Here is a 25,902-nt window from a genome sequence, read left to right as displayed (position 1 = left end):
AGGGGATCGATGTGGCCAAAAATACTGACCTGATATCGCCCCTCGACGGTTTAACCGTGTGGGCGGAACTGACTCGGCGCCACGCCGCTCCAGCGCACGAACGCATGGCGGAAGCTGGCGGTCTCGCTGAAACCCAGGGTTTCGGCGATGCGATAGATCGGCAACTGGTCCTCACAAAGCATTTGCTTGGCCCGCTCGAAACGCAGTTCGTCGAGCAGCTCCTGATAGCTGCAACCCATGTCTTTCAGATGCCGGCGCAAGGTGCGCGGCGAGCAGTTCATCTGCTGCGCCAGACCTTCCAGTCCCGGTGCAGCATTGAGTTGCGCGCTGAGCAACTGGCGGATCCGCCCCAGCCACGCCTGGCGGCCGGTGAACTCGGTGTTCTGCTTGCGGCAGCGTTCGGCCATCGCCTGGTGGGTGATGATGTCGGCCAGCGGCAGCGGCTGATCGAGCCAGCGCCGGTCGAAGGCGAAGGCGTTGTCCTTGGCACCGAAATGCAGGGGCGCCTTGAAGTGTTCGGCGTAGCTGTCGCGGTAATCCGGCGCAGCGTGTTCGAAGCGCGCGGCCAGCAATGGCAGTGGATGGCCGAGCAGGTCGTCGCAGATGACTTTCAGCGACACCAGACAGAACTCGGCGTTGAATACGGCCATCGCCGGACTCTCGCGGTAATCGGCGGCGACGAACCAGGCACGCTCGCCGTCGTCCTCCAGGCTCAGCTCGAAAAGTGTTCCCAGCAGCGCCGGATAACGGATCGCCAGGCGCAAAGCGTCACCGAAGGTGGCACAGGTCAGCAGCGCGTAACCGAGGATGCCGTAGCAGGAAACGTGCATGCGCCGGCCCAGTTCCAGACCGATATCGTGCTTGAGCGCGACCGCGTTGGCGCAGACCTGCATCTCCTGATTGGTGGTGATGCGGGTGTCGGCCCGGTTCAGATCCGCCGCGCTGATGCCGCTGCCAGCCAACAGCGCTTCGCTGGACAGGCCTTGATCCCGGAAGGTGTTGAGCACCAGGGAGACAGCGTTGAGGGTGGTGAGGTGGGAGTGGAGCATAGAGGCGTCCCGAGCGAAATACATTTCCTGGAAAGCAAATTACATACCACAAGTTGCATATCGATTGTTTACGGTAATTAATGTTTACAGAAATGGCCACTTTTGTTTTGTCACATATAGGGGCGTGGCTCCCGCCTGTTTAACTTAATGCGAAATAGTTGTTTTGGCGACTGTCAGAAGTAACAGGTTTTTAATTATATGGGCGCCGTTTGTCGTTTAGTTATTGATGTCTATTTATTTGAGTTTTTTATTTGATTTGTATTTGTCTGGGTCTACGCTCAGTTTGTGGTCGGAATGTGTATGGGGTTATTAATAAGGAGGACGAAAAAATGAATTCGAAAAATAAAGAAGTCGAAGATCATCGTATTTATATTGAAAGCATATTGGATAAGTACGGTGGCGGAAAGAATCCTGTAGATGAGGGGAGCATAGTAGGGACGCTGGATGGCCAGCATTTTGAATGTTCGGCCGACTCATGGGTGGAACATGCAGATAAAAACGGAAAGAGGTTACTGCTTCTGTTCAGGAGCAAGGATTCCGGTATTAATCTGGAAATCGATCAATCAGCTTTATCCTCGGTTATGTATGATTTTCGTATGGGTTATGGCGATTTTTTTAATTTTCTCTTTGGTAATGATCCCGGTCGTTGGGATGCGGACACAGCAAAGCTTTCTGGTGTGTCCTTTGACGCCAGCACAGGAAGGCTTCAGTGCGACGTTGATGCGACTCTTTGGCGCGGTGATCCCCCGAATCTGGAAACAGCAAAATTAAAGGCGAAACTCCTTGTGGTTAAACCTGTGAAATAGTCGATACCCCTTCATGCAGTAAAGAGGGGTATTGCTGAGCATCATTGATCTCGGCGCGGATTCCCGGGAACCGCGGCAGCACAGCAACCTTGGCCAATTGCTTTGATGGTTGTAGTTAAACGCGGCCGGCAGGAAAGTGGCTTTCACGACGCCGCCCTGATGCTCCAGGCGTTTGAACGGATGACGGCGAAAACTGCGCAATTTCGCGCAATGGGTTGGCGCCAGCAGGTATCTGGTGTCTTGTGTCTATTTATATCTGACATATTCCACGCTTTGGATATGTTGTTTTCATAGGCTCTGTATATCAGCTCACTCTTATGAGGGATTGCATAATGGGTAATTCAAAGGAATCAAAAATTACACTTGATGATTTCAAAAGTCTAAAGGCCGGTATTGTAGCTGGAAGCCTTTCTGTTCTGGTTGATGGTGGTAATGTGGTCATGCCGGCGCGAGCAGGCGCTGACGGAGAAAACATATTTGTCGAGTTTGAAGACGCCAAGAAAGCGCACGTTATCATGATCGGTGTCAGCCGAAAGTATCTAGGGCAGGTTGTCGATGCCTCTAAATTTTTTCTTTACTATCGATGCAATGGTGCCGGTTGGACAGCGGACAAAGGCAGTTTGATCATACGTGAAGATGAAACAAGTTCGAATTACAGTATTTACTTTGATGCTACTGCAACGCAGCAGTCGGTTCGGCTCAGCTACGGCGTTGCCCATGTAGGGCGTAGATAGAGTTTTATTGAGCTGCTAAGTTGTGGGTGGGAGAGGTTTTTCTCATAAGGAATGTTGTGCACTAACGATCAAAATGGTGTGTCGATATGGGTGCAAATCTACTGGATCTGTTCCCGATGTATTTTATTCCTCCCGTCGCGGTACGACGGGGGGAATTAATTGAAGGTTTAAATCAGCTCGCCGCACAGGTCGAGTTCGACCAGACGCCGTACTTCAGCTGTATCAAGGCCTGCACCCAGCAAACCATTTAACTTGCCGAACGCTGCTTCGCGAGTCATGCCGCCACCGGACAACACGCCAACACCACGCAAGCGGCTGCCAGCCTCGTACACATCCAGCTCCACACCGCCTTCATGGCACTGCGTGACCGCAACCACCACGACACCGTTGTCCCGCGCCCGACCGAGGCTGGCGAGAAATTGCGGGTTGTCGCTTGGCCCGGTACCGCTGCCATAGCACTCCAGCACCAGACCCTGAATGCCGCTGTCGAGCAGGCCGTCGATGATCTCGGCGCCAATGCCCGGGAACAGCGGTAACACCGCCACCTTGGCCAGTTGCTTGGGTTGGTTGTAGTTCAGCGCGGCTGGCAGCGAGGTAGCTTTCACGCCACCGCCCTGACGTTCCAGACGTTTGAACGGATGGCGGCCGAAGCTGCGCACTTTCGCGCAGCGGGTCGGGGCCAGCAGTTCGCCGTGGAAATACAGATGCACGCCCGGCGCCAGGCCGTGGCCGAGGGCGACCAATGCGCCGCTGAGGTTTTCCCACGCGTCGCTGTCGGTGACGCCGGCCGGCAGCATCGAGCCGGTGAAGCACACGCGGGCATGCAGGCCGAGCAACTGGAAGCTCATGGCGGCGGCGCTGTAGGCCAGGGTGTCGGTGCCGTGCAGGATCAGCACGCTGTCGCAGCCTTGCACATCGACGGCGTCGACCACCGCTTCACGCAGTTGCTGCCAGTAGGCCGGGGTCATGTTGGCGCTGTCGATCAGCGGCGACATCTCGCGAAAGCGCCACTGCGGTACCACCAGCTCAGGCTGGCTGTGCAGGTAATCGCGCATCCGCGCTTCGAAACCGGACGCCGGAGCCAGGCCATTGGCGCTGGCCTGCATGCCGATGGTGCCACCGGTGTACAGCACCATCACGTGCTGGGCGGCAGGGTAGGAATTGGCAATCATCTGAAGGTCTCCACAAGAGATGACAGGTGGGAGCGGGCTTGCTCGCGAATGCGGTGTGTCAGCTAAAGATGTTTCGACTGATTCACCGTCTTCGCGAGCAAGCCCGCTCCCACAGGTAATGCATTGCACTTTAACTGACGGGCGCAGGGGATGCGCCCGTCATTCTCCCGTCAGCGTTGCGCTGCAGGGATGCCTTGCGGCTGAGCGTTGGCCTGGGTGTCGGCCGACGGATTGGCAGGCCAGGCCTTCAGGTCCAGATCCAGGTCGCTGAACTTGCTGGAGTCGAACACCGGCTGGTCGACGCCGGCACGGCGCTGCGCGTCGTAGTCGCGCATCACACGCATGCCGACCTTGAACAGCAGGGCCAGGGCCATCAGGTTGACGAAGGCCAGGCAGGTCATGGTGATGTCGGCGAAGGCGAACACGGTCGACAGATCCTGCATCGAACCCCAGACCACCAGTGCCAGCACCAGACCGCGGAACGTCATCAGCGCAGCGCGGTTGCGGGTGAGGAATTGCAGGCTGTTTTCGCCCAGGTAGTAGTTGTAGAGGATGCAAGTGAAGACGAACAGCGACAGCGCGACGCTGACGAACATGCGGCCCCAGTCACCGACCACGGCGGCCAGCGAGTTCTGGGTCAGGACGATGCCGTCACCTTCGAAGCCCGGGGTGTAGAAGCCCGACAGCAGGATCAGCAGTGCGGTGCAGGTGCAGATCACGAAGGTGTCGAGGAACACGCTGAACGCCTGAACCACGCCCTGAGCGCCCGGGTGCTTCACGGCCGCCACGGCGGCGACGTTCGGCGCACTGCCCAGGCCCGCTTCGTTGGCGAACACGCCACGCTTCACGCCCATGACGATGGCGCTGCCGAGCAGGCCGCCGAAGGCCGGGTCGAGACCGAAGGCGCTCTTGAAGATGGTTTCCAGCATGGCGGGCACGTGTTCGATCTGGGTGCCGATCACGTACAGGGTCACGCCGATGTAGGCCAGGGTCTTGATCGGTACCAGCAGGTCGGACACCGAAGCGATGCGCTTGATGCCGCCGATGAAGGTGATGGCCAGCAGCACAGCCAGGACGATACCGGTGTGTTGCGGATCAAAGGCAAAGGCGTTCTGCAGCGAGTGGGTCACGGTGTAGGACTGCAGGCCGATGAAGGCGAAGCCGTAGGTGACCAGCAGCAGGATCGAGAACACCACCGCCATACCTTTGAGTTTCAGGCCGTGCTGGATGTAGTAAGCCGGACCGCCACGGTACAGGCCATCGCCATCGGCGCGCTTGTAGACCTGAGCCAGCGTACATTCGAAGAAGCTGCTGGACATGCCGACCAGAGCGGTCACCCACATCCAGAACACCGCACCCGGACCACCGAGGGTCACGGCGATGCCGACACCGGCGATGTTGCCAGCACCGACGCGGCCGGCGAGGCTGAGCATCAGGGCCTGGAACGAGCTGAGTTGCCCGGCGCTGCCTTTGAGGCTGTCGCGGAACACCGCGAACATGTGGAAGAAGTGGCGCAATTGAACGAAACGCGAGCGAATCGTGAAGTAGCTACCGAGCCCGACAATGAGCACGATCAGTACTTTCCCTGAGAGGAAGTCGTTGATGACTTCGAGCATGGATTTTTCCTCGCTGTTTATTGTTTAAGCAAATGCTGGATGGTCAGAAACATCGCGTTACACCGGTGTGCGTGCGGCACAACGGGCGAGGCGAGGGTTCGTCCCGGATCCATATCGCGGGTTTGTTATTAGTTCGGGTTTCGCATGGGTTATGGCCTCGTTACCGACGACCGCTCACGCGAAGAGGGGCGGCACTATACCGATCAGTGCGGCGCCCGTCTGCACGGTTGTGGTGCAAGCGACGAAACGAAGCTTTGAAACACCCGACGTTACCGGCGTCGGGTTTGTGTGAAAGCTGATTTGCGGTCAGCTTCCATACATACGGTTCTCAGGTTCAAACAGTTAAAAAAAAGGGCTCGGGGAATGCTCCCCAAGCCCTCAAAAGGTGAGAGGTGTCTAGTCCCTCGACCTGGTGAGCGGTGCTACACGTCACGCGTCGGCTCAGGCTTTGAGCGGAACCAGACGCGGAGCAATCATGTTTTCCGGGCGCAGGATGTCGGCGAGCATGGCTTCGTCGAGCAGACCTTCTTCGCGCACCAGTTCCAGCACGCCGCGGCCGCTTTCAAGGGCGATACGGGCGATGCGGGTGGCGTTTTTGTAGCCGATGTACGGGTTCAGTGCGGTGACCAGACCGATCGAGTGTTCGACCAGTTCGCGGCAGCGCGCTTCGTTGGCAGTGATGCCGACGATGCAGTGCTCGCGCAGCATGTCCATGGCGCGTTGCAGCAGGCGGATCGAGTCGAGGATCTTGAAGGCGATCAGCGGCTCCATCACGTTCAGTTGCAGCTGGCCGCCTTCGGCTGCCATGGTCAGCGCCAGATCGTTACCGATGACCTGGAAGGCCACCTGGTTCACGGCTTCCGGGATAACCGGGTTGACCTTGCCAGGCATGATCGAGCTGCCTGGCTGACGCGCTGGCAGGTTGATCTCATTGATGCCGGTACGCGGGCCGCTGGACAGCAGGCGCAGGTCATTGCAGATCTTCGACAGCTTGACCGCGGTGCGCTTGAGCATGCCGGAGAACAGCACGAAGGCGCCCATGTCGGAGGTGGCTTCGATCAGGTCGGCGGCTGGAACCAGCGGTTGACCGCTGATCAGTGCCAGACGCTGTACGGCCAGGGCCTGATAGCGCGGGTCGGCGTTGATGCCGGTACCGATCGCGGTGCCGCCCAGGTTCACTTCAGTCAGCAGTTCCGGGGCCAGCGTCTTCAGACGGGCCAGGTCTTCGCCCATGGTGGTGGCGAAAGCGCGGAACTCTTGACCCAAGGTCATCGGCACGGCGTCTTGCAGCTGGGTACGACCCATCTTCAGGACGTGGTTGAATTCTTCACCCTTGGCCGCGAATGCCTGAATCAGGCTGTCGAGGCTGGCCAGGAGCGCGTCGTGGCCCAGCAGCAGACCCAGACGGATCGCGGTCGGGTAGGCGTCGTTGGTCGACTGCGCCATGTTCACGTCGTCGTTCGGGTGCAGGTACTGGTATTCGCCTTTCTGGTGACCCATCGCTTCCAGCGCGATGTTGGCGATCACTTCGTTGGCGTTCATGTTGGTGGAGGTACCGGCGCCACCTTGAATCATGTCGACCACGAACTCTTCGTGGAAATCACCGCGGATCAGACGGGCACAGGCTTCGCTGATGGCAGCGTGCTTGGCTTCGCTCAGGTGACCCAGCTCGCGGTTGGCGTCAGCGGCGGCCTGTTTGACCATCGCCAGACCGACAACCAGCTTCGGGTAGTGCGAAATCGGAACGCCCGAGAGACGGAAGTTGTTCACCGCTCGCAGGGTCTGGATGCCGTAATACGCTTGAGCAGGGACTTCGAGGGTGCCAAGCAGGTCGTTTTCTGTGCGGAATGATGCAGCGGAGGACATGATAGAAATCATCTCGATATGGACCCGGTCTGTGCCGGAACGCTGCGAATGCTAGGCTTGTGGGAATTTTTGGGCCAATGCTGTTAAACACTGCCCTATGCACATTCGGCATAATGCCCGTGTGACGCCGTGTGCGTGGCAGACGTGTGACCTGTTTTGGTGCGTGTCCGGGAGGACGTGATGAATCTGGAAAGCAAATGGCTCGAGGACTTCAGTGCCCTGGCCGCCACCCGCAGCTTCTCGCAGGCGGCCGAACGGCGCTTCGTGACCCAGCCGGCTTTCAGTCGGCGGATCCGCAGCCTGGAAGCGGCGCTCGGGCTGACGCTGGTCAACCGCTCGCGCACACCGGTCGAGCTGACGGCGGCGGGGCAACTGTTTCTGGTGACGGCGCGCACCGTGGTCGAACAGCTCGGTGAAGTGTTGCGCCATTTGCATCACCTGGAAGGCGGGCAGGGTGAAGTGATCCAGGTGGCGGCGGCGCACTCGCTGGCGCTCGGTTTCTTCCCGCGCTGGATCGCGCAACTGCGTAACGAAGGCCTGAACATCGCCACGCGGCTGGTCGCGACTAACGTTGGCGACGCGGTGCACGCGTTGCGTGAAGGTGGCTGTGATCTGATGCTGGCATTCTACGACCCGGACGCCGCGATGCAGATGGACCCGGAAATTTTCCCGTCACTGCATCTGGGGCAGACCGAAATGCTCCCGGTGTGCGCAGCGGATGCCAATGGCAAGCCACTGTTCGACCTTGAAGGCGAGGCCAGCGTGCCGCTGCTGGCGTACAGCGCCGGGGCGTTTCTCGGACGTTCGGTGAACGGCTTGCTGCGCCAGCGTCAGTTGCGCTTCACCACGATCTACGAAACCGCCATGGCCGACAGCCTTAAAAGCATGGCCCTGGAAGGCCTGGGCATTGCCTGGGTGCCGCAACTGAGCGTGCGTGCCGAACTGGCCCGCGGCGAACTGGTTGTCTGCGGCGGCCCGCAATGGCATGTGCCGCTGGAGATCCGCCTGTACCGCTGCGCACTGGTGCGCAAGGCCAACGTGCGGTTGTTGTGGCGCAAGCTGGAAGGCGGTGCAGCGAGTGGCAATAACTGAATGAAAGCAGAGGCGAATGTTGTTTTTCGCCTCTGCCAAGCCGGGTGAGCTTTATTAAAATACGAGAGCTCGTGGGATGCGGCAGGTTTGCATCAGTTCAATCGTCGTCCCAATCGTCTTGGGGGCGCGGCACGGCCCGCTGTGCAATCGGTTTGTCCAGGTAATTGCGAATGTTCTCTCTGTTTTTATCACTGAAGCGGTTGGCATTGCTTCGAAGTGGTGAGAAAGTATCATCACTCATGATTGTTTCGCTCCACCAGCCGTTGTACAGGATTTCGCTGTCTTCATGAGTCGCGCCGAACATGTGGCCCGCTTCGTGAGCAGGAACCATGTCGCTTCTTATCGAGGATATGCCCGCGTAACCCTTGTTTTGTGCAATTCCCATTGTGCTCGGGTTTATATTGTCGCGAGTCAGCAATAGATATTTGTTGAATCTTGTGTGCGAGTCTTGCAGGAGCACGGAGCCGAAATGGCTTTTTAATTTTTCTGCCCAAGCGTCCAAAGAACTGGCGGCGGATATTTTTTTATAATCAAAACCACTCAAGGTCTCTGCTTCTGACGGGGTGAACATATTGACTGATAGCTTGCGGCCGGACAGTTCCTGGATTTCGTCGGTAAACCAGGAAAAATGGGTGTTGTACAAGTCTCGTCTGCTGTCGTCCGATAAGTCCTCATGGATGAAGACGTTCAGTGTTAAAGGCTGTTTGGCCATGTTCCGTTCCTTTGGATGATTGCAATTTACTTGGTAGTGACGGGCAGGCGTGATGGTGCCGACTGTCCTGCCGTTGCGATTTTGGAAGTGCTATTAATATGGATTTGTTGCTGTGCAATATAAGTTTTTGTTTTTGGGTGGGGTCTCTGTTTTTTTATTTCATGCTGGGTTGTATATCATTTAAATTTTGTTGTGGCTCTTGGGAATGTTTTGATTTTTATTACATGAACTCATGCGGAAATTTGAGTACGCTCTCCATTCGACCTGTTGATCATGTTTCCCGTGGGAAAAAACGAAGCAATATTCTTGAACCTAGAGTCAGCAAAATGTGTGGTTAGGTTCAGATGACAGATGGTCGCGACGGGGGCTGTTTATTGCTTTCTTTGCGGTATACTGCGCGGCCTTCGGCCGGTACGTCCGGCCATTTTTCGTACAATCAAGCCACGCAACCTGCGTGGCTTGTTGTTTTATGACGCGCCTGCGGGCGCTCCAGAGAGAAGAGGCGCGACGATGAGTGCACTGGTTGGCGTGATCATGGGCTCCAAGTCCGATTGGTCCACCCTTAGCCACACCGCCGATATGCTGGAAAAGCTCGGCATCCCTTACGAGGTCAAGGTGGTCTCTGCCCACCGCACCCCGGATCTGCTGTTCCAGTACGCCGAAGAGGCTGAAGGCCGCGGCATCGAGGTGATCATCGCCGGTGCCGGTGGCGCAGCCCACTTGCCAGGCATGTGTGCGGCCAAGACCCACCTGCCGGTGCTGGGCGTTCCGGTCCAGTCGGCGATGCTCTCGGGCGTCGATTCGCTGCTGTCGATCGTGCAGATGCCGGCCGGCATCCCGGTGGCCACCCTGGCCATCGGCAAGGCCGGTGCGATCAACGCAGCCCTGCTGTCAGCGAGCATCCTGGGCGCCAAGCATCCACAATTCCACGCGGTACTGAAGACCTTCCGTGCCGAGCAGACGGACAGCGTCCTGGACAATCCAGACCCACGTATTGCCTGAGGTTGTTGAGATGAAGATCGGTGTAATCGGTGGCGGCCAGTTGGGTCGCATGTTGGCCCTGGCGGGCACCCCGCTGGGCATGAACTTCGCTTTCCTCGACCCTGCGCCGGACGCTTGCGCCGCCGCGCTGGGCGAACACCTGCGGGCCGATTACGGCGATCAGGATCATCTGCGCCAGCTGGCCGATGAAGTCGATCTGGTGACCTTCGAGTTCGAAAGCGTCCCGGCCGAGACCGTGGCCTTCCTGTCGCAGTTCGTGCCGGTCTACCCGAGCGCCGAAGCCCTGCGCATCGCTCGCGACCGCTGGTTCGAGAAAAGCATGTTCAAGGACCTGGGGATTCCAACCCCGGCGTTCGCCGACATCCAGTCGCAAGCCGATCTGGACGCCGCGGTCGCTTCGATCGGTCTGCCGGCCGTGCTGAAAACCCGCACCCTGGGTTACGACGGCAAGGGCCAGAAAGTCCTGCGCAAGCCGGAAGACGTTGTCGGTACCTTCGCCGAACTGGGCAGCGTGCCTTGCCTGCTGGAAGGCTTCGTGCCGTTCACCGGCGAAGTATCGTTGATCGCCGTGCGTGCCCGCGATGGTGAGACCAGGTTCTATCCACTGGTGCACAACACCCACGACAGCGGCATTCTCAAGCTGTCGGTCGCCAGCTCCGATCATCCGTTGCAGGCCCTGGCCGAAGACTATTCCGGCCGCGTCCTCAAGCAGCTGGATTACGTTGGCGTGATGGCATTCGAGTTCTTTGAAGTCGACGGTGGCCTCAAGGCCAACGAAATCGCCCCGCGTGTGCATAACTCCGGGCACTGGACCACCGAAGGCGCCGAGTGCAGCCAGTTCGAAAACCACCTGCGGGCCGTCGCCGGTCTGCCGCTGGGTTCGACCGCCAAGGTCGGTGAGAGCGCGATGCTCAACTTCATCGGTGTGGTTCCGCCGGTCGAAAAGGTCATCGCCATCGACGATTGCCATCTGCATCACTACGGCAAGGCCTTCAAGGCCGGGCGCAAGGTCGGACACGCCAATCTGCGCTGCAAGGACAAGGCGACCCTCGAGCAGCAGATCCTCAAGGTCGAAGCGCTGATCGCCGAGTAACGAGAGTTTCATCTGGCAGCGGCGGAACCATTGCGGGGCCGCCGTTCTCTGATGGCAGGATGCGAAAGTCTGACTAGGCTTCATCGCATATCTACCATTCAGAGGGAAATGCCATGGGAATTATCGGAACCATCTTTATCGGCCTCATCGTCGGCCTGCTGGCGCGGTTCCTGAAACCGGGCGATGACAGCATGGGCTGGATCATGACCATCCTGCTCGGTATCGGCGGTTCGCTGGCAGCCACTTACGGCGGTCAGGCCCTGGGCATCTATCAGGCAGGTCAGGGCGCAGGCTTCATTGGCGCGCTGGTTGGCGCGATCGTGCTGCTGGTGATCTACGGTCTGATCAAAAAGAACTGATCCAAAGCGACAAAGTCCTCTCTGCCAATCCGGTAGGGAGGGCTAGAATGCTCGACGATTCACTTTGCCCTCCTTATTCGAGCATCCTTTACCGAGCACCTTCATGCGCCGTCTTCTGTTGACTCTCCTTTTGCTGGGCAGCGGTCTGGCCCACGCCGGCGAACTGCCGGAAACCGACTGGCTGGAACTGATGCCCAAGTCGGACCAGAAAGCCCTCGAGGCCATGCCTGAAATCGACCACAACTCCCCGGAAGCCACCGGCACCTTCACCCAGAAAGGCGGGATGAAGCAGGCCAAGGGTTTGCCGGCGGTGATGTATTCGACCAAGACCGTGGCGTCGATGAACGACAAACACATCCGCATCGGTGGTTATCCGGTACCGCTGGAATCCGACGCAAAGGGCCGCAGTACGCTGTTTTTCCTCGTGCCATACCCCGGCGCGTGCATCCACGTGCCGCCGCCACCGCCGAACCAACTGGTGCTGGTGCGTTATCCAAAAGGCTTGAAGCTGGACGACATCTACACACCGCTGTGGGTGACCGGCACACTGAAGATCGAAAAGGTCAGCAATGACCTGGCCGATGCGGCCTACGCACTGGATGCGGACAAGGTGCGGGTAGTGCAGGAGTCGGATCTGTAATTCAGACCCGCAAAAAAAATCGCAGCCCCAGGGCTGCGATTTTTGTTTTCAGAGCGGCTGACTGCCGACGCTGACACCCATCGTATGACTGGCACTCGGTGCCAGTGTCACAACGTCGTCCATCACATTCGCCGTCTCGATGCACAGCATGCGCTGCCAGCCGTCGTTGTCCATGTCGCTGAACGCGGCGGCGCGGTCGATCCATGGGTTCCAGATCACGGCGGTGCGTGAGCCGGTCGCGGTCAGCACGATGCGCCGCTCCCAGGCCGGGTCGACGATGCTCAGTTGCGGCGGGACGTCGAGATAGATGCGGTCGGTTTCCCCGGCAAAGCGCAGGTCGCCTTGCTGGGCGTGCGTCTTCCAGTCATCCAGCGTCTCGATGTAGTCCAGACCGTCCACGCCTTCGACGCGCACGTTGCGCACATCGCTGACCGCGAAATAGCTGTGCAGCGCCTGGCTGATACTGACGGTGTTGACACCGCGGTTGTGGCTGGTCAGGCTGATGTTCAACTGATCATTCAGATGCAGGGTCAGAGTCAGGTCAACCTGATGCGGCCAACCCGCAAACCCGCCTTCGGGATACGGCAGCTTGAATTCAACCTTGACGCCCTGGTCCTCGGCTTCGATGCCGCCTAATTCCCAATCCATTGCCCGGACAAACCCGTGGGCGGCGGCCGGCTCTTCGCTGACACGCATCGCCTGCACGCTCTGCGGGTTGCGTTCGAACTTGCCGAACCACGGCCAGCACACCGGCACACCGGCGCGGATGCTCTTGCCGGTCTTGAACACGGCCTTGTCGTTGAGCCAGATGATCGGCGGCTGGCCATCGATCTGATAACTGAGGATGTGCGCGCCTTGCTGGGCCACCAGCACTTCGGCCTGACCGTGGCGGATGCGCCAGCAGTTCAGTTCATCCAGTTTCACGGCTTCAACGTTGGGCGTGTTCATCGGACAACTCTCGATCAGCAACTTGGACGACTATCGACCGTGAAACGGTCGCGAGGTTTAACGTGCGCGTGGCGGAACCGAACGGGTGCGACCGCTGCCATCGATGGCCACGAACACGAACACCGCCTCGGTCACTTTACGCCACTCGCTGGACAGCGGGTCGTCGCTCCACACCTCGACCATCATCTGGATCGAGCTGCGGCCGATCTCCAGGGTCTGGGTATAAAAGGACAATTGCGCGCCGACAGCCACCGGCACCAGGAACGCCATGCGATCGATGGCGACCGTTGCAACACGACCACCGGCGACGCGGCTGGCCATTGCGGTGCCGGCCAGGTCCATCTGCGCCACCAGCCAGCCGCCGAAAATATCGCCGAAGCCGTTGGTTTCGCGGGGAAGCGCGGTGATTTGCAAGGCCAGGTCGCCTTGCGGGATCGGATCTTCTTGTTCGAGCTCTATCATGCCGGGGGTGCCTCTGACCCGTGACTCTTCGTTGGGTATTGCTGGTGGTAGCCGTCTTCAGGAAAAACGATTCAGCACCGAACATACTACGTTCGTCACGTTTTCCATAAGGCAACTAAAGGGGAAACTCTGCGAAACCGGCTGGATCCACGCGCCAGGGCGACCAACGACGTTTTCGCACAGCAACCCCCTACAAGCCGGAGCAGGATTGCGAGTATATCGGTCGGTAGACTCCGCGACGACCATCCGGTTCTCATTTCGACCGTCAAATACGCGCCTCTATGTGCTTTTTCGAACAATTTGCTATGGTGCCGAACCTGCCCGAGCCACAGCCAGCGTTGTTGTGGCGGCAGATCCGACTATAAGAGAAGACCTTGCCATGACCACAGCGCCCTCGAGTCTCGCGCAGCCAGACCAACCCGCACGACCCTTGACCCGCAATGACTACAAGACTCTGTCGCTATCGGCCCTGGGGGGCGCGCTGGAGTTCTACGATTTCATCATTTTCGTGTTCTTTGCCACCGTGGTCGGCAAATTGTTCTTCCCCGCCGACATGCCCGAGTGGCTGCGCCTGATGCAGACCTTCGGCATCTTTGCCGCCGGCTACCTCGCGCGGCCGCTGGGCGGTATCGTCATGGCGCACTTCGGCGACCTGCTGGGGCGCAAGAAGATGTTCACCCTGAGCATTTTCATGATGGCCGTGCCGACCCTGATCATGGGCCTGCTGCCGACTTACGCGCAGATCGGCCTGTGGGCGCCGATCCTGCTGCTGTTGATGCGCGTCATCCAGGGCGCGGCGATTGGCGGCGAAGTGCCGGGGGCGTGGGTCTTCGTTTCCGAACACGTGCCCGGAAAGCATGTCGGCTATGCCTGCGGCACCCTGACCAGCGGCCTGACGGCGGGCATTCTGCTCGGCTCGCTGGTCGCCACTGCGATCAACAGCATTTATACGCCAACGGAAGTTTCGGATTACGCCTGGCGGATTCCGTTCCTGCTCGGTGGCGTGTTCGGCCTGTTCTCGGTCTACCTGCGCCGCTGGCTGCACGAAACCCCGGTATTTGCCGAACTGCAACTGCGCAAGGCTCTGGCCGAGGAAGTGCCGCTGCGCGCGGTGCTGCGTGACCATCGCGGGGCCATCGCAGTCTCGATGCTGCTGACCTGGCTGCTGTCGGCCGGCATCGTCGTGGTGATCCTGATGACCCCGACCGTGCTGCAGACGGTCTATCACTTCTCGCCGACGGTGGCGTTGCAATCCAACAGCCTGGCCATCGTATTTTTGAGCGTGGGCTGCATCATTTCCGGCGCGCTGGCGGACCGCTTCGGCGCCGGTCGCGTATTCGTATTCGGTTGCCTGGGTTTGCTGGCCAGCTCCTGGACCTTCTATCACAGCCTCGCCGACCATCCGAACTGGCTGTTCCCGCTGTATGCGCTGACCGGTTTCCTGGTCGGCACCATTGGCGCGGTGCCTTATGTGATGGTGAAAGCGTTCCCGCCGGTGGTGCGCTTCAGCGGTCTGTCCTTCTCTTATAACGTCGCCTACGCCATCTTCGGCGGCCTGACCCCGATGGTGGTCAGCCTGCTGCTGAAAGAAAGCGCGATGGGGCCTGCCTACTATGTGGCGGTGCTGTGCGGGATGGGGATCCTGGTCGGCGCGTGGCTGTGGAGCAAAGGTCGCTAAGCCACCTTCACACTTGCCGTTACAACTGAAAGGCCAGCCTTCCGACAGGGATGCTGGCCTTTCATCCAATTGTCATATTTCAGCCATAGAGTGTTCACACGGCCTGCTGATACTTGGCCCCGACTTAACACACCCTATTTGCTAGGAGTAAGGCATGAAACTGAAGCGTTTGATGGCGGCAATGACTTTTGTCGCTGCTGGCGTTGCGACTGCCAACGCGGTTGCCGCTGTTGACCCTGCTATCCCGAGCTACACCAAGACCACTGGTGTGTCGGGCAACCTGTCCAGCGTCGGTTCCGATACCCTGGCCAACCTCATGACCCTCTGGGCTGAGAACTACAAAAAAGAATACCCAAACGTAAACATCCAGATTCAGGCCGCTGGCTCCGCCACCGCGCCACCTGCGCTGACTGAAGGCACCTCCAACCTGGGCCCGATGAGCCGCAAGATGAAGGACACCGAGCTGGCGGCCTTCGAACAGAAATACGGCTACAAGCCAACCGCTATCCCGGTTGCCGTGGACGCCCTGGCTGTGTTCGTGCACAAGGACAACCCGATCCAGCACCTGACCATGGAACAGGTTGACGCGATTTTCTCGTCCACCCGTCTGTGCGGCGCCAAGGCCGACGTGAAAACCTGGGGCGACCTGGGCGTGACCGGCGACCTGGCCAACAAGCCGGTTCAGCTGTTCGGTCGCAACTCGGTATCCGGTACCTACGGCTACTTCAAGGAAGAAGCCCTGTGCAAAGGCGACTACAAGCCTAACGTCAACGAACAGCCAGGCTCGGCTTCGGTCGTGCAGTCGATCAGCTCCTCGCTGAACGGCATCGGTTACTCGGGCATCGGCTACAAGACCGCCAGCGTGAAAACCGTTGCTCTGTCGAAGAAAGGCAGCACTGACTTCATCGAAGACACCGAAGAAAACGCCCTGAACGGCAAATACCCGCTGTCGCGTTTCCTGTACGTGTACGTCAACAAAGCCCCGAACAAGCCTCTGGCCCCGCTGGAAGCCGAGTTCGTGAAACTGGTTCTGTCGAAACAGGGCCAGGAAGTGGTCGTGAAAGACGGCTACATCCCGCTGCCAGCCAAGGTTGCTGCAAAAGCACTGGCTGACCTGGGTCTGCAGGAAGGCGGCGCTGAAGTCGCAAAAAAGTAACAAACTGAGTCAGGGGTGAACCCCGCCTGACTCCCGTGTGGGGCCCGGCCCGCAAGCGGCCCGGCTCCCACACTCCCCGAATTCTTCTATCCACTGCCAGTGCCCTGCTGGCGGCGGATTTGGTGCGTCACTGCATTGTCATCTTTCTGTCATACAGGATCGCTAGGGTGTGCGCATGAATGATCTGGCCAATTCCAAAATGACTACGAACCCTCCCAAGCGCATTGATTTCAATACGCCTGAGTTGCAACGCAAGCGCCGCATTCGCGCGCTCAAGGATCGCTTCACCCGCTGGTACGTCCTCGTCGGCGGTCTGGCGGTGCTGGCAGCCATCACCCTGATCTTCTTTTTCCTCGCCTACGTCGTCGCGCCCCTGTTCAAGGGTGCGGAACTGACCGCGAAAGACGCCATCACCCCGGCCTGGATGCAGGACGCCGGCAAGCCGCTGATGATTTCGCTCGAAGAGCAGAATCAGGTGGCCATGCGCGTTTCCGACAAGGGCCAGGCGCTGTTCTTCGATATCGACAGTGGCGCTGAATTGAAGCGCGTCGATCTGCCTTTGCCGGCAGGCGCCAGTGTGACCTCCATCGGCGAAGACCAGCCGGGCCATCCGCTGGTGGCCGTGGGCCTGTCCAACGGTCAGGCGCTGGTGTTCCGTCACACTTATAAAGTCAGCTACCCGGACGGCAAGAAAACCATCACCCCGGCGATCGAGTTCCCGTACGGCGAAGCGCCGATTGCGCTGAACGAGAGCGGCGGTGCGCTGGAGCACGTCAGCCTCAATGCCACCGACTCGACCCTGATGCTGGTCGGTTCCACCGGTTCGCAACTCAACGTGCTGTCGCTGACCAGCGAAGAAAACATGATGACCGGCGAAGTCACCAACGAGCAGAAGCGTATCGATCTGCCGCAGATGACTGAGCCGGTGAAAAACATCTTCGTCGACCCGCGTCAGCAATGGCTGTACGTGGTCAACGGTCGCGCTCAGGCCGACGTGTTCAGCCTGCGCGACAAGAGCCTCAACGGTCGTTACAAACTGCTGGAAAACGCCGATGCGCAAGTCACTGCCGCCACTCAACTGGTAGGCGGTATCTCGCTGATTGTTGGCGACTCCACCGGGGGCCTGGCCCAGTGGTTCATGGCCCGTGACACCGATGGCGAGCTGCGCCTGAAGCAGATCCGCACCTTCCGGATGGGCAAGACGCCGATCGTTGAAATCACCGCCGAAGAGCGCCGCAAAGGCTTCGTTGCCCTGGATGCTTCCGGCAAGCTCGGCGTGTTCCACAGCACCGCGCACCGCACCTTGCTGGTCGATCAGGTGGTCGAGGGCCAGGGTCTGTTCGGTCTGTCGCCACGGGCCAATCGTGTGATCGTCGAGGCCGGCGGCAAGCTGCAACCGCTGCTGCTCGACAACCCGCACCCGGAAGTTTCATGGAGCGCGCTGTGGAGCAAGGTCTGGTACGAAAACTATGACGAGCCTAAATACGTCTGGCAATCGACTGCGGCCAACACCGATTTCGAACCGAAACTGAGCCTGTCGCCACTGACCTTCGGCACCCTGAAAGCCGCGTTCTACGCGATGCTGCTGGCTGCACCGCTGGCCGTTGCCGCTGCGATCTACACCGCGTACTTCATGGCCCCGGGCATGCGCCGCAAGGTCAAACCGGTGATCGAGCTGATGGAAGCGATGCCGACGGTGATCCTCGGTTTCTTCGCCGGTCTGTTCCTCGCACCTTATGTGGAAGGGCATCTGCCAGGCATTTTCAGCCTGCTGATGCTGCTGCCGATCGGCATCCTGATCGCCGGTTTCACTTTCAGTCGCCTGCCTGAGTCGATCCGCCTGAAAGTCCCGGACGGCTGGGAAAGTGCGCTGCTGATCCCGGTGATCCTGTTCGTGGGCTGGCTGTCGCTGTACATGAGCCCGTTCATGGAGAACTGGTTCTTCGGCGGTGACATGCGCATGTGGATCTCCCACGACCTGGGCATCACCTACGACCAGCGCAACGCTCTGGTGGTCGGTCTGGCCATGGGCTTTGCGGTGATCCCGAACATCTACTCGATCGCTGAAGACGCCGTGTTCAGCGTGCCACGCGGCCTGACCCTGGGCTCGCTGGCCCTCGGTGCCACGCCATGGCAGACCATGACTCGCGTGGTGATCCTGACCGCCAGCCCGGGCATTTTCTCGGCACTGATGATCGGCATGGGCCGTGCAGTCGGCGAGACCATGATCGTGCTGATGGCCACCGGCAACACCCCGGTCATGGAAATGAACCTGTTCGAAGGCCTGCGCACCCTGGCCGCCAACGTCGCGGTGGAAATGCCGGAGTCGGAAGTCGGCGGCAGCCACTACCGCGTGCTGTTCCTCTCGGCGCTGGTGCTGCTGTTGTTCACCTTCGTCATGAACACCCTCGCAGAACTGATTCGTCAGCGTCTGCGCAAGAAATACTCGTCGCTTTAAGAAAGGTAGAAGTCTGTGAAACAGAACTCCCTGAAAGGATGGTTCAAGAGCGGCGCCCCGGGCGTCTGGATCAGCGGTGGCGCGGTGTCCATCGCGGTCATCATGACCATTGGCCTGCTGGCGGTGATTGCCGTGCGCGGTCTGGGTCACTTCTGGCCGGCGGACCTGATCCACGCCAGCTACGACGTGCCGGGCCAGGGCAATCACCTGGTCATCGGCGAAGTGGTGCAGAAGGAAGAAGTGCCCCGCGCACGCCTGAAGAGCGCCGGCCTGCCGGTGCCTGACCAGGGCCCGGAATTCATGACCCGCGAGCTGATCAAGGTCGGCAACCGGGACCTGAACGGCAACGACTTCACCTGGATCGTCGGCGAGTGGCTGACCAATCAGACGAATCCGCCGGAGCTGATGGCGCTGGAGCGTCGTGAGTGGGGCAACTTCTACGGCTACCTGGTCAACGTCAAGCAGGACGGCAAGGTGATCGCCGAAGGCGAAGCGGCCTGGCCTGAGCTGCAAGCGCGGATCAACCGCGTGAACGGCCTCGCCGCGCAGCTCAAGTCGCTGGAAAAGACCGACATCGGCGCGATCAACGCCGGTCTCGAGCGCATCCGCCTGCATGGCCGCAAACTGGAACTGGAAGGCAAGCTCGACGCCACCGCGCAAGCGGACATGGAATCCGAGCGCGCCGAGCTGAATGCTCGCTATCAGGACATCGAGGCGCGTCTGGCCGATCTGCACGCGCAGTTCAACCGCGACGCTTTGACCGCTCGGGATGCCAACGGCAAGGAAATCGAAATCGGCCTGGGCAAAGTGGTTCACGCTTACCAGCCCAACGCCATGGGTACCTTCACCAAGATCGGTTTCTACTTCAGCAAGGTCTGGGAATTCCTGTCTGACGACCCGCGTGAAGCGAACACCGAAGGCGGGATCTTCCCGGCGATCTTCGGCACCGTGATGATGACTCTGATCATGGCGATGATCGTGACCCCGTTCGGCGTGCTGGCGGCGGTGTACCTGCGTGAATACGCCAGGCAGAACACCCTGACCCGGATTATCCGGATCGCGGTGAACAACCTGGCGGGTGTTCCGGCGATTGTTTACGGCGTGTTCGGTCTGGGCTTCTTCGTCTACGTGCTGGGTGGTTCGCTCGACCGTCTGTTCTTCCCGGAAGCGCTGCCGGCACCGACCTTCGGTACGCCGGGTCTGCTCTGGGCTTCGTTGACCCTGGCGCTGCTGGCGGTACCCGTGGTGATCGTGGCCACCGAAGAAGGTCTGGCGCGTATCCCGCGCACCGTGCGTGAAGGCTCGTTGGCCCTCGGCGCGACCAAGGCTGAAACCCTGTGGAAAATTGTGCTGCCGATGGCCAGCCCGGCGATGATGACCGGCATGATCCTCGCCGTGGCTCGCGCCGCCGGTGAAGTGGCGCCGCTGATGCTGGTGGGTGTGGTGAAACTGGCGCCGTCGCTGCCGGTGGACGGCAACTACCCGTACCTGCACCTGGATCAGAAGATCATGCACCTGGGCTTCCACATTTACGACGTCGGCTTCCAGAGCCCGAACGTCGAGGCTGCGCGGCCGCTGGTCTACGCCACGGCGCTGCTGCTGGTACTGGTGATCGCCACCCTGAACCTGTCGGCGGTGTACATCCGTAACCACCTGCGCGAGAAGTACAAGGCGCTGGACAGCTGATCGCCGTCACAAGAATTGAAGGGCTGCCAGCCTGTATCCCGGCAGCCAACCGAACCGAATTTGTTAGCACAGGGGATCTCCCATGCAGCACGAAACACATACCCATGGCATCAACATGTCTGCCTTGGGCCGCGACAAGCAGAGCCTGAACCTCGAGCAGGAAACCGTGGCCATCGAAGTGCCGGGCCTGAGCCTGTTCTACGGCGAGAAACAAGCGCTGTACGACGTCAGCATGAACATCCCGAAACAGCGCGTGACCGCCTTCATCGGCCCGTCCGGCTGCGGCAAGTCCACGCTGCTGCGGACCTTCAACCGCATGAACGACCTGGTGGACGGCTGCCGCGTCGAAGGCGCGATCAACCTGTACGGCAACAACATCTACCGCAAGGGCGAAGACGTGGCCGAGCTGCGTCGCCGGGTCGGCATGGTGTTCCAGAAGCCTAACCCGTTCCCCAAGACCATCTACGAAAACGTGGTCTACGGCCTGCGCATCCAGGGCATCAACAAGAAGCGCATCCTCGACGAAGCCGTCGAGTGGGCATTGAAAGGCGCGGCCCTGTGGGACGAAGTGAAAGACCGTCTGCATGACTCGGCCCTCGGCCTGTCGGGTGGTCAGCAACAGCGTCTGGTGATCGCCCGGACCATCGCCGTGGAACCGGAAGTGCTGCTGCTCGACGAACCGTGCTCGGCCCTCGACCCGATCTCGACCCTGAAAGTCGAAGAGCTGATCTATGAGCTCAAATCCAAGTTCACCATCGTCATCGTGACCCACAACATGCAGCAGGCGGCGCGGGTGTCGGACTACACGGCGTTCATGTACATGGGCAAACTGGTGGAATTCGGCGACACCGATACCCTGTTCACCAATCCGGCCAAGAAGCAGACCGAAGACTACATCACCGGTCGTTACGGCTAGCAGACACTGGTTGTCGCTCACTGAATTGACGCTGCGGCCCGCCGCACCTTACCGGACGCTCCAAGGACGCCAACATGATTAGTAAAGAAGGCCTTACCCATCACATTTCCGCGCAGTTCAACGCCGAACTGGAAGAAGTGCGCAGCCACCTGCTGGCCATGGGCGGACTGGTCGAAAAGCAGGTCAACGACGCGGTCACCGCGCTGATCGAGGCCGACTCGGGCCTGGCCCAGCAAGTGCGCGAAATCGATGACCAGATCAACCAGATGGAACGCAACATCGACGAAGAATGCCTGCGCATTCTGGCCCGTCGTCAGCCGGCGGCGTCCGACCTGCGTCTGATCATCAGCATCTCCAAGTCGGTGATCGACCTGGAGCGTATCGGCGACGAAGCGACCAAGATCGCCCGCCGTGCGATCCAGCTGTGCGAAGAAGGCGAAGCGCCGCGCGGTTACGTCGAGGTGCGCCACATCGGCGACCAGGTGCGCAACATGGTGCGTGATGCGCTGGACGCCTTTGCTCGCTTCGATGCCGATCTGGCGCTGTCGGTGGCACAGTACGACAAGATCATCGACCGTGAATACAAGACCGCCCTGCGCGAGCTGGCGACCTTCATGATGGAAGACCCGCGCTCTATCTCGCGGGTCTTGAGCATCATCTGGGTCCTGCGTTCGCTGGAGCGGATCGGCGACCACGCACGCAACATCTCGGAGCTGGTGATCTACCTGGTGCGCGGCACCGACGTGCGCCACATGGGCCTCAAGCGCATGAAAGAAGAAGTTGAAGGGACAAGCGGCGAAACCGCTAATGTTCCGGGCGATGCTGACGATAAGTAAGATTGCCTGAGAAAAGCGCCCGGCCCTTTGGCCGGGCGTTTTTGTTTCTGCTTTCACATGGCAGATCCGAATGAAACAGCGAATTAAAGCAGCACCCGCGAACGAAAAGTCCCGGCGTGACTGAAGAGTTTTGGCAATGTGCCATCAGCCAGCGTTATGCTTGCCGGGATTTTAATAGGGGTGTTGGATGAGCAAGATCAGTGTGTTGGTCGTGGACGATGCATCGTTCATTCGTGACCTGGTGAAAAAGTGCCTGCGTAATTACTTCCCGGGGATCCGCACCGAGGACGCCATCAACGGCAAGAAGGCCCAGGCCATGCTGGCCAAGGAAGCCTTCGACCTGGTGCTGTGCGACTGGGAAATGCCGGAAATGTCCGGCCTCGAGCTGCTGACCTGGTGCCGTGAGCAGGACAACCTCAAGACCATGCCGTTCATCATGGTTACCAGTCGCGGCGACAAGGAAAACGTCGTGCAGGCGATTCAGGCCGGTGTTTCCGGCTACGTCAGCAAACCGTTCACCAACGAGCAACTGCTGACCAAGGTCAAACAGGCCCTGAACAAGATCGGCAAGCTCGATGCCCTGATGAACAGCGCGCCAACCAAGATGAACTCGGCGTTCGGCAACGACTCCCTGAGCGCGCTGACCGGTGGCAAGGCTGCGGTTGTCGGTGCTGCACCGGCCGCCAACCCGTTTGCCAAACCTGCCGCTGCAGCCCCGGCACCTGCCGCCGCGCCACAGCGTGGCCTGCTCAACAGCCCGCCGGTGAAAGCCCCGGCAGCCTCCAGCGCTCCGGCCGGCGGTCGCGGTCAGGGCCAACTGCGCCTGCCGGGCGGTACCCAGCAATGCGTGATCAAGGCCTTGAGCATCAAGGAAGCGCTGTTGGTGGTGAAACGCACTGACAGCCTGCCACAGGTCCTCGACAGCGCCGTGCTGGACCTGGAACAGGGCGACAACGCCGAAATCGCCCGCCTCAACGGCTACCTGCACGCCGTGGTCGCCCACGAGCCGAAGCCCGACAGCGAGTGGCTGCAACTGACCTTCCGCTTCGTCGACCAGGACGCGCAGAAGCTCGACTACATCTCCCGCCTGATCGCCCGCGGCACGGCGCAGAAGCACTTCGTTCCGGGCGCGTAAGCGTCGCGGCCAAAAAGGTCGCAGCCATGTGGCATCCCCCGCAACGGATCGTATTCCAATGCGGGGAGTGCCCGGGCTGCGACCTTTTGTTTTGTGCTGTGCCAAATTTGAAACATCTGTCGACTAGCCTGGTCTGCTTCAGCTGCTAGGCTCATTCCCAGGCCTTACTCGACAGAGCTTTTGCCCATGCCCCTGCGCCTGCTGTTTTTCTGTGGTCTGTTCATGGCCTCCACCTCGACGGTGGCCATGACGATCTACAAATCCACCGATGCCAACGGAGTGGTTTCGTACAGCGACCGTCCGAGTAAAGGCTCCCAGGTGTTCGTGTTTCAGGACCGGATGGTCGAGCGCCTGGAGCGTCAGGTGTATCTCGACATCAAGAAACAGAAGGGCACTGACGTCGTGTTCGTGCGCAACGACCTGTATGCACCGGTCGAGGTTGCGCTGGCGTTTACCGGGATGAGCAACGTGCGTGGCGCACCGACGGAAACGATCCGCCGGGTGCTGCCGGCGCGCAGCAATACACGGCTGGCGTTGCTGACGGCGGTGTCCGGTGGCAAACCGCTGGTGTATACGCCGCAGTTCCAGTATTCCCTCGGCGACCCCGCTGGCGCCGCACAGAGCTATCGCTATCCGTTTCCCTGGCGTGGCGGGCCCTTCCGCCTGAGTCAGGGCGCCAATGGCGACTACAGCCACTATGGGCCGAAGAACAAATACGCGATGGACATCGCCATGCCGGTGGGCACGCCGATCATTGCGGCGAGGGCCGGGGTGGTGGTGAAGACCGAGAACTCGCAGAACGGCCGCGGCACCGATCCTTCCGGCAACTTCGTGCGGGTGCTGCACGACGACGGCACGATGGGTGTGTACCTGCATCTCAAGCAAGGGTCGGTGAGTGTGCGTGAAGGGCAACGGGTGGCGGTGGGCAGTCCGCTGGCGCTGTCCGGCAACACCGGCAACAGCAGCGGCCCGCACCTGCATTTCGTGGTGCAGCGCAATACAGGAGGGGGGCTGGTATCGATTCCGTATCAGTTCAACCAGCCGCTGGGCGCATTGCCCAACTTTGCGTTGGGCAAGCGGTAATCCCCCATCAGTCGAGCATCAGCACCTTGGCCAGAATGATCTTCGGGCCTTTCATCTTCTTGATGATGATGCGCAGGCCTTCGACTTCCAGCACTTCTTCCTCTTCCGGTACCCGTTTCAGGGTTTCGTAGATCAGCCCGGCGAGGGTTTCGGCCTCAATGTGGTCCAGATCGATACCCAGCAGGCGCTCGACCTTGAACAGGGGTGTATCGCCCCGTACGAGCAACTTGCCCGGCTGGTAGGCGAGGATGCCGCGCTCGGCCTTGCGGTGTTCGTCCTGGATGTCGCCGACCAGCACTTCCAGCACGTCTTCCATGGTCAGGTAGCCGATGATGTTGCCATCGGCCTCTTCGACCAAGGCGAAGTGCGAGCCGCCCTTGCGGAACTGCTCCAGCAGCTGCGACAGCGGCATGTGCCGCGACACGCGCTCCAGCGGGCGGGTCAGTTCGGCGAGGTTGAACGACTCGGGAATGTGATCCAGCGCCGCCAGTTCCAGCAGCAGATCCTTGATGTGCAACAGGCCGACGAATTCCTTGCGCTCGCTGTCGTACACCGGATAGCGGCTGAACTTGTGGCGACGGAACATCGCCAGGATTTCTTTCAGCGGTGCGTTGAACTCGAGGGTGATCAGGTCTTCGCGGGAGTTGGCCCAGTCGACCACTTCCAGCTCACCCATTTCCACCGCCGAGGCCAGCACGCGCATGCCCTGGTCGCTCGGGTCCTGGCCACGGCTGGAGTGCAGGATCAGTTTCAGTTCTTCACGGCTGTAATGGTGCTCGTGATGCGGGCCGGGCTCACCTTGCCCTGCAATGCGCAGGATGGTGTTGGCGCTGGCGTTGAGCAGGTAGATCGCCGGGTACATGGCCCAGTAGAACAGATACAGCGGCACCGCCGTCCACAGCGACAGCAGCTCGGGTTTGCGGATCGCCCAGGATTTGGGCGCGAGTTCGCCGACCACGATGTGCAGGTAGGAGATGATGAAGAACGCGGTGAAAAACGAGATGCCTTTGACGACTTCGGCCGACTGCACGCCGACCGCGCTCAGCAGCGGTTCGAGAATGTGTGCGAACGCCGGCTCACCGACCCAGCCAAGTCCCAGGGAGGCGAGGGTGATACCGAGCTGGCACGCCGAGAGGTAAGCATCGAGCTGACTGTGCACCGTGCGCAGGATGTGCCCGCGCCAGCCGTGCTGCTCAGCGATGGCTTCGACCCGGGTCGAGCGCAGTTTGACCATGGCGAATTCCGCCGCAACGAAGAAGCCGTTGAGCAAAACCAGGATCAGAGCGAAAAGAATCATGCCGAAATCGGCGAATATTGTTGCGAGGGACAAGCCAGGGGAAGGGTCCATGATGGAGTTTTGCGGGTTCCGTGTGATTCGAAAGAAAGAAAAATCCGCACCTGAA

At 59.9% G+C, this 25,902-nt stretch carries 23 protein-coding genes and 1 pseudogene; 15 read left to right on the top strand and 9 right to left on the bottom strand.

Features of this window, described 5'->3' with window-relative positions; all coding sequences use genetic code 11:
- Positions 1–50 precede the first annotated feature (50 nt).
- Entirely contained in the window at positions 51–1,049 is a 999-nt protein-coding gene (locus tag C6Y56_RS28570; protein ID WP_169432515.1) for an AraC family transcriptional regulator, read from the bottom strand.
- Between the two features lie 329 nt (positions 1,050–1,378).
- Here C6Y56_RS28570 and C6Y56_RS28565 point away from each other — a divergent pair, with 329 nt between their 5' ends.
- Entirely contained in the window at positions 1,379–1,855 is a 477-nt protein-coding gene (locus tag C6Y56_RS28565) for a hypothetical protein (RefSeq protein ID WP_169432514.1), read from the top strand.
- Positions 1,856–1,895: 40 nt separating this feature from the next.
- On the opposite strand, the pseudogene C6Y56_RS28560 reads toward C6Y56_RS28565, so the two are convergent.
- Positions 1,896–2,083: pseudogene (locus C6Y56_RS28560) on the bottom strand (asparaginase); the annotation flags it as partial.
- Positions 2,084–2,187: 104 nt separating this feature from the next.
- Here C6Y56_RS28560 and C6Y56_RS28555 point away from each other — a divergent pair.
- On the top strand, positions 2,188–2,589 hold the full coding sequence (locus tag C6Y56_RS28555) for a hypothetical protein (RefSeq protein WP_169432513.1): 402 nt from the start codon (positions 2,188–2,190) through the stop codon (positions 2,587–2,589).
- A gap of 167 nt (positions 2,590–2,756) precedes the next feature.
- Here C6Y56_RS28555 and C6Y56_RS28550 read toward each other — a convergent pair whose 3' ends face one another.
- From C6Y56_RS28550 to aspA, 3 genes are all read right to left on the bottom strand, one after another.
- Positions 2,757–3,761 carry an asparaginase gene (locus C6Y56_RS28550; protein WP_169432512.1) on the bottom strand — a complete coding sequence of 335 codons (1,005 nt, stop codon included), beginning with the start codon at positions 3,759–3,761 and terminating at the stop codon, positions 2,757–2,759.
- 170 nt (positions 3,762–3,931) lie between these two features.
- Positions 3,932–5,377: an alanine/glycine:cation symporter family protein gene (locus C6Y56_RS28545; RefSeq protein ID WP_169432511.1), complete on the bottom strand. Its 1,446-nt coding sequence runs from the start codon at positions 5,375–5,377 to the stop codon at positions 3,932–3,934.
- Between the two features lie 441 nt (positions 5,378–5,818).
- Complete coding sequence (gene aspA, locus C6Y56_RS28540) at positions 5,819–7,243, bottom strand: aspartate ammonia-lyase (protein ID WP_039765095.1); 1,425 nt, start codon at positions 7,241–7,243, stop codon at positions 5,819–5,821.
- Between the two features lie 180 nt (positions 7,244–7,423).
- Between aspA and C6Y56_RS28535 the strand changes: the two genes are divergently transcribed.
- On the top strand, positions 7,424–8,335 hold the full coding sequence (locus tag C6Y56_RS28535) for a LysR substrate-binding domain-containing protein (protein WP_169432510.1): 912 nt from the start codon (positions 7,424–7,426) through the stop codon (positions 8,333–8,335).
- A 97-nt stretch (positions 8,336–8,432) separates the two neighbouring features.
- Here the strand turns inward: C6Y56_RS28535 and C6Y56_RS28530 are convergent, their stop codons facing one another.
- Positions 8,433–9,047 (bottom strand): hypothetical protein, encoded by a 615-nt coding sequence (locus tag C6Y56_RS28530; protein WP_169432509.1) that lies wholly within the window; start codon positions 9,045–9,047, stop codon positions 8,433–8,435.
- A 510-nt stretch (positions 9,048–9,557) separates the two neighbouring features.
- On the opposite strand from C6Y56_RS28530, the gene purE reads away from it, so the two are divergent.
- The 4 genes from purE to C6Y56_RS28510 all read left to right on the top strand — a co-directional run bounded on the left by purE (position 9,558) and on the right by C6Y56_RS28510 (position 12,141).
- A complete protein-coding gene (gene purE / locus C6Y56_RS28525; protein ID WP_007954291.1) occupies positions 9,558–10,049 on the top strand; it encodes a 5-(carboxyamino)imidazole ribonucleotide mutase in 492 nt (163 codons plus the stop codon).
- A 10-nt stretch (positions 10,050–10,059) separates the two neighbouring features.
- Entirely contained in the window at positions 10,060–11,142 is a 1,083-nt protein-coding gene (locus C6Y56_RS28520) for a 5-(carboxyamino)imidazole ribonucleotide synthase (protein ID WP_169432508.1), read from the top strand.
- A 113-nt stretch (positions 11,143–11,255) separates the two neighbouring features.
- A complete protein-coding gene (locus tag C6Y56_RS28515; protein ID WP_003229635.1) occupies positions 11,256–11,501 on the top strand; it encodes a GlsB/YeaQ/YmgE family stress response membrane protein in 246 nt (81 codons plus the stop codon).
- A gap of 103 nt (positions 11,502–11,604) precedes the next feature.
- Entirely contained in the window at positions 11,605–12,141 is a 537-nt protein-coding gene (locus tag C6Y56_RS28510; protein ID WP_169432507.1) for a DUF3299 domain-containing protein, read from the top strand.
- Between the two features lie 48 nt (positions 12,142–12,189).
- On the opposite strand, the gene C6Y56_RS28505 is transcribed toward C6Y56_RS28510, so the two are convergent.
- Positions 12,190–13,089: a D-hexose-6-phosphate mutarotase gene (locus tag C6Y56_RS28505; protein ID WP_169432506.1), complete on the bottom strand. Its 900-nt coding sequence runs from the start codon at positions 13,087–13,089 to the stop codon at positions 12,190–12,192.
- Positions 13,090–13,146: 57 nt separating this feature from the next.
- On the bottom strand, positions 13,147–13,551 hold the full coding sequence (locus C6Y56_RS28500) for an acyl-CoA thioesterase (protein ID WP_003229628.1): 405 nt from the start codon (positions 13,549–13,551) through the stop codon (positions 13,147–13,149).
- 379 nt (positions 13,552–13,930) lie between these two features.
- On the opposite strand from C6Y56_RS28500, the gene C6Y56_RS28495 reads away from it, so the two are divergent.
- The 8 genes from C6Y56_RS28495 (at position 13,931) to C6Y56_RS28460 (ending at position 24,499) form a co-directional block, all read left to right on the top strand.
- Positions 13,931–15,229, top strand: a complete 1,299-nt coding sequence (locus C6Y56_RS28495; protein ID WP_169432505.1) for an MFS transporter — start codon at positions 13,931–13,933, stop codon at positions 15,227–15,229.
- Positions 15,230–15,383: 154 nt separating this feature from the next.
- A complete protein-coding gene (locus C6Y56_RS28490) occupies positions 15,384–16,385 on the top strand; it encodes a phosphate ABC transporter substrate-binding protein PstS (RefSeq protein ID WP_011336616.1) in 1,002 nt (333 codons plus the stop codon).
- A 424-nt stretch (positions 16,386–16,809) separates the two neighbouring features.
- The gene (locus C6Y56_RS28485) at positions 16,810–18,843 is read left to right on the top strand and encodes an ABC transporter permease subunit (RefSeq protein ID WP_169432725.1); all 2,034 of its coding nucleotides are present in this window, start codon (positions 16,810–16,812) and stop codon (positions 18,841–18,843) included.
- A 15-nt stretch (positions 18,844–18,858) separates the two neighbouring features.
- A complete protein-coding gene (pstA, locus tag C6Y56_RS28480; RefSeq protein WP_169432504.1) occupies positions 18,859–20,529 on the top strand; it encodes a phosphate ABC transporter permease PstA in 1,671 nt (556 codons plus the stop codon).
- Between the two features lie 82 nt (positions 20,530–20,611).
- Positions 20,612–21,445 carry a phosphate ABC transporter ATP-binding protein PstB gene (pstB, locus tag C6Y56_RS28475; protein ID WP_065258233.1) on the top strand — a complete coding sequence of 278 codons (834 nt, stop codon included), beginning with the start codon at positions 20,612–20,614 and terminating at the stop codon, positions 21,443–21,445.
- A 74-nt stretch (positions 21,446–21,519) separates the two neighbouring features.
- On the top strand, positions 21,520–22,281 hold the full coding sequence (gene phoU, locus C6Y56_RS28470) for a phosphate signaling complex protein PhoU (RefSeq protein ID WP_065258232.1): 762 nt from the start codon (positions 21,520–21,522) through the stop codon (positions 22,279–22,281).
- A 187-nt stretch (positions 22,282–22,468) separates the two neighbouring features.
- The gene (locus C6Y56_RS28465; RefSeq protein ID WP_169432503.1) at positions 22,469–23,416 is read left to right on the top strand and encodes a response regulator; all 948 of its coding nucleotides are present in this window, start codon (positions 22,469–22,471) and stop codon (positions 23,414–23,416) included.
- Between the two features lie 186 nt (positions 23,417–23,602).
- A complete protein-coding gene (locus C6Y56_RS28460) occupies positions 23,603–24,499 on the top strand; it encodes a peptidoglycan DD-metalloendopeptidase family protein (RefSeq protein ID WP_119426844.1) in 897 nt (298 codons plus the stop codon).
- Between the two features lie 7 nt (positions 24,500–24,506).
- On the opposite strand, the gene C6Y56_RS28455 is transcribed toward C6Y56_RS28460, so the two are convergent.
- Positions 24,507–25,847, bottom strand: coding sequence for a hemolysin family protein (locus tag C6Y56_RS28455; RefSeq protein ID WP_169432502.1), 1,341 nt, complete (start codon positions 25,845–25,847; stop codon positions 24,507–24,509).
- Between the last annotated feature and the right edge of the window lie 55 nt (positions 25,848–25,902).

The organism is Pseudomonas fluorescens (genome assembly GCF_012974785.1).
Lineage (GTDB): Bacteria > Pseudomonadota > Gammaproteobacteria > Pseudomonadales > Pseudomonadaceae > Aquipseudomonas > Aquipseudomonas fluorescens_BT.
Note: the sequence above shows the minus strand (reverse complement) of the source record. Positions and strands in the feature narration are given on the sequence as shown.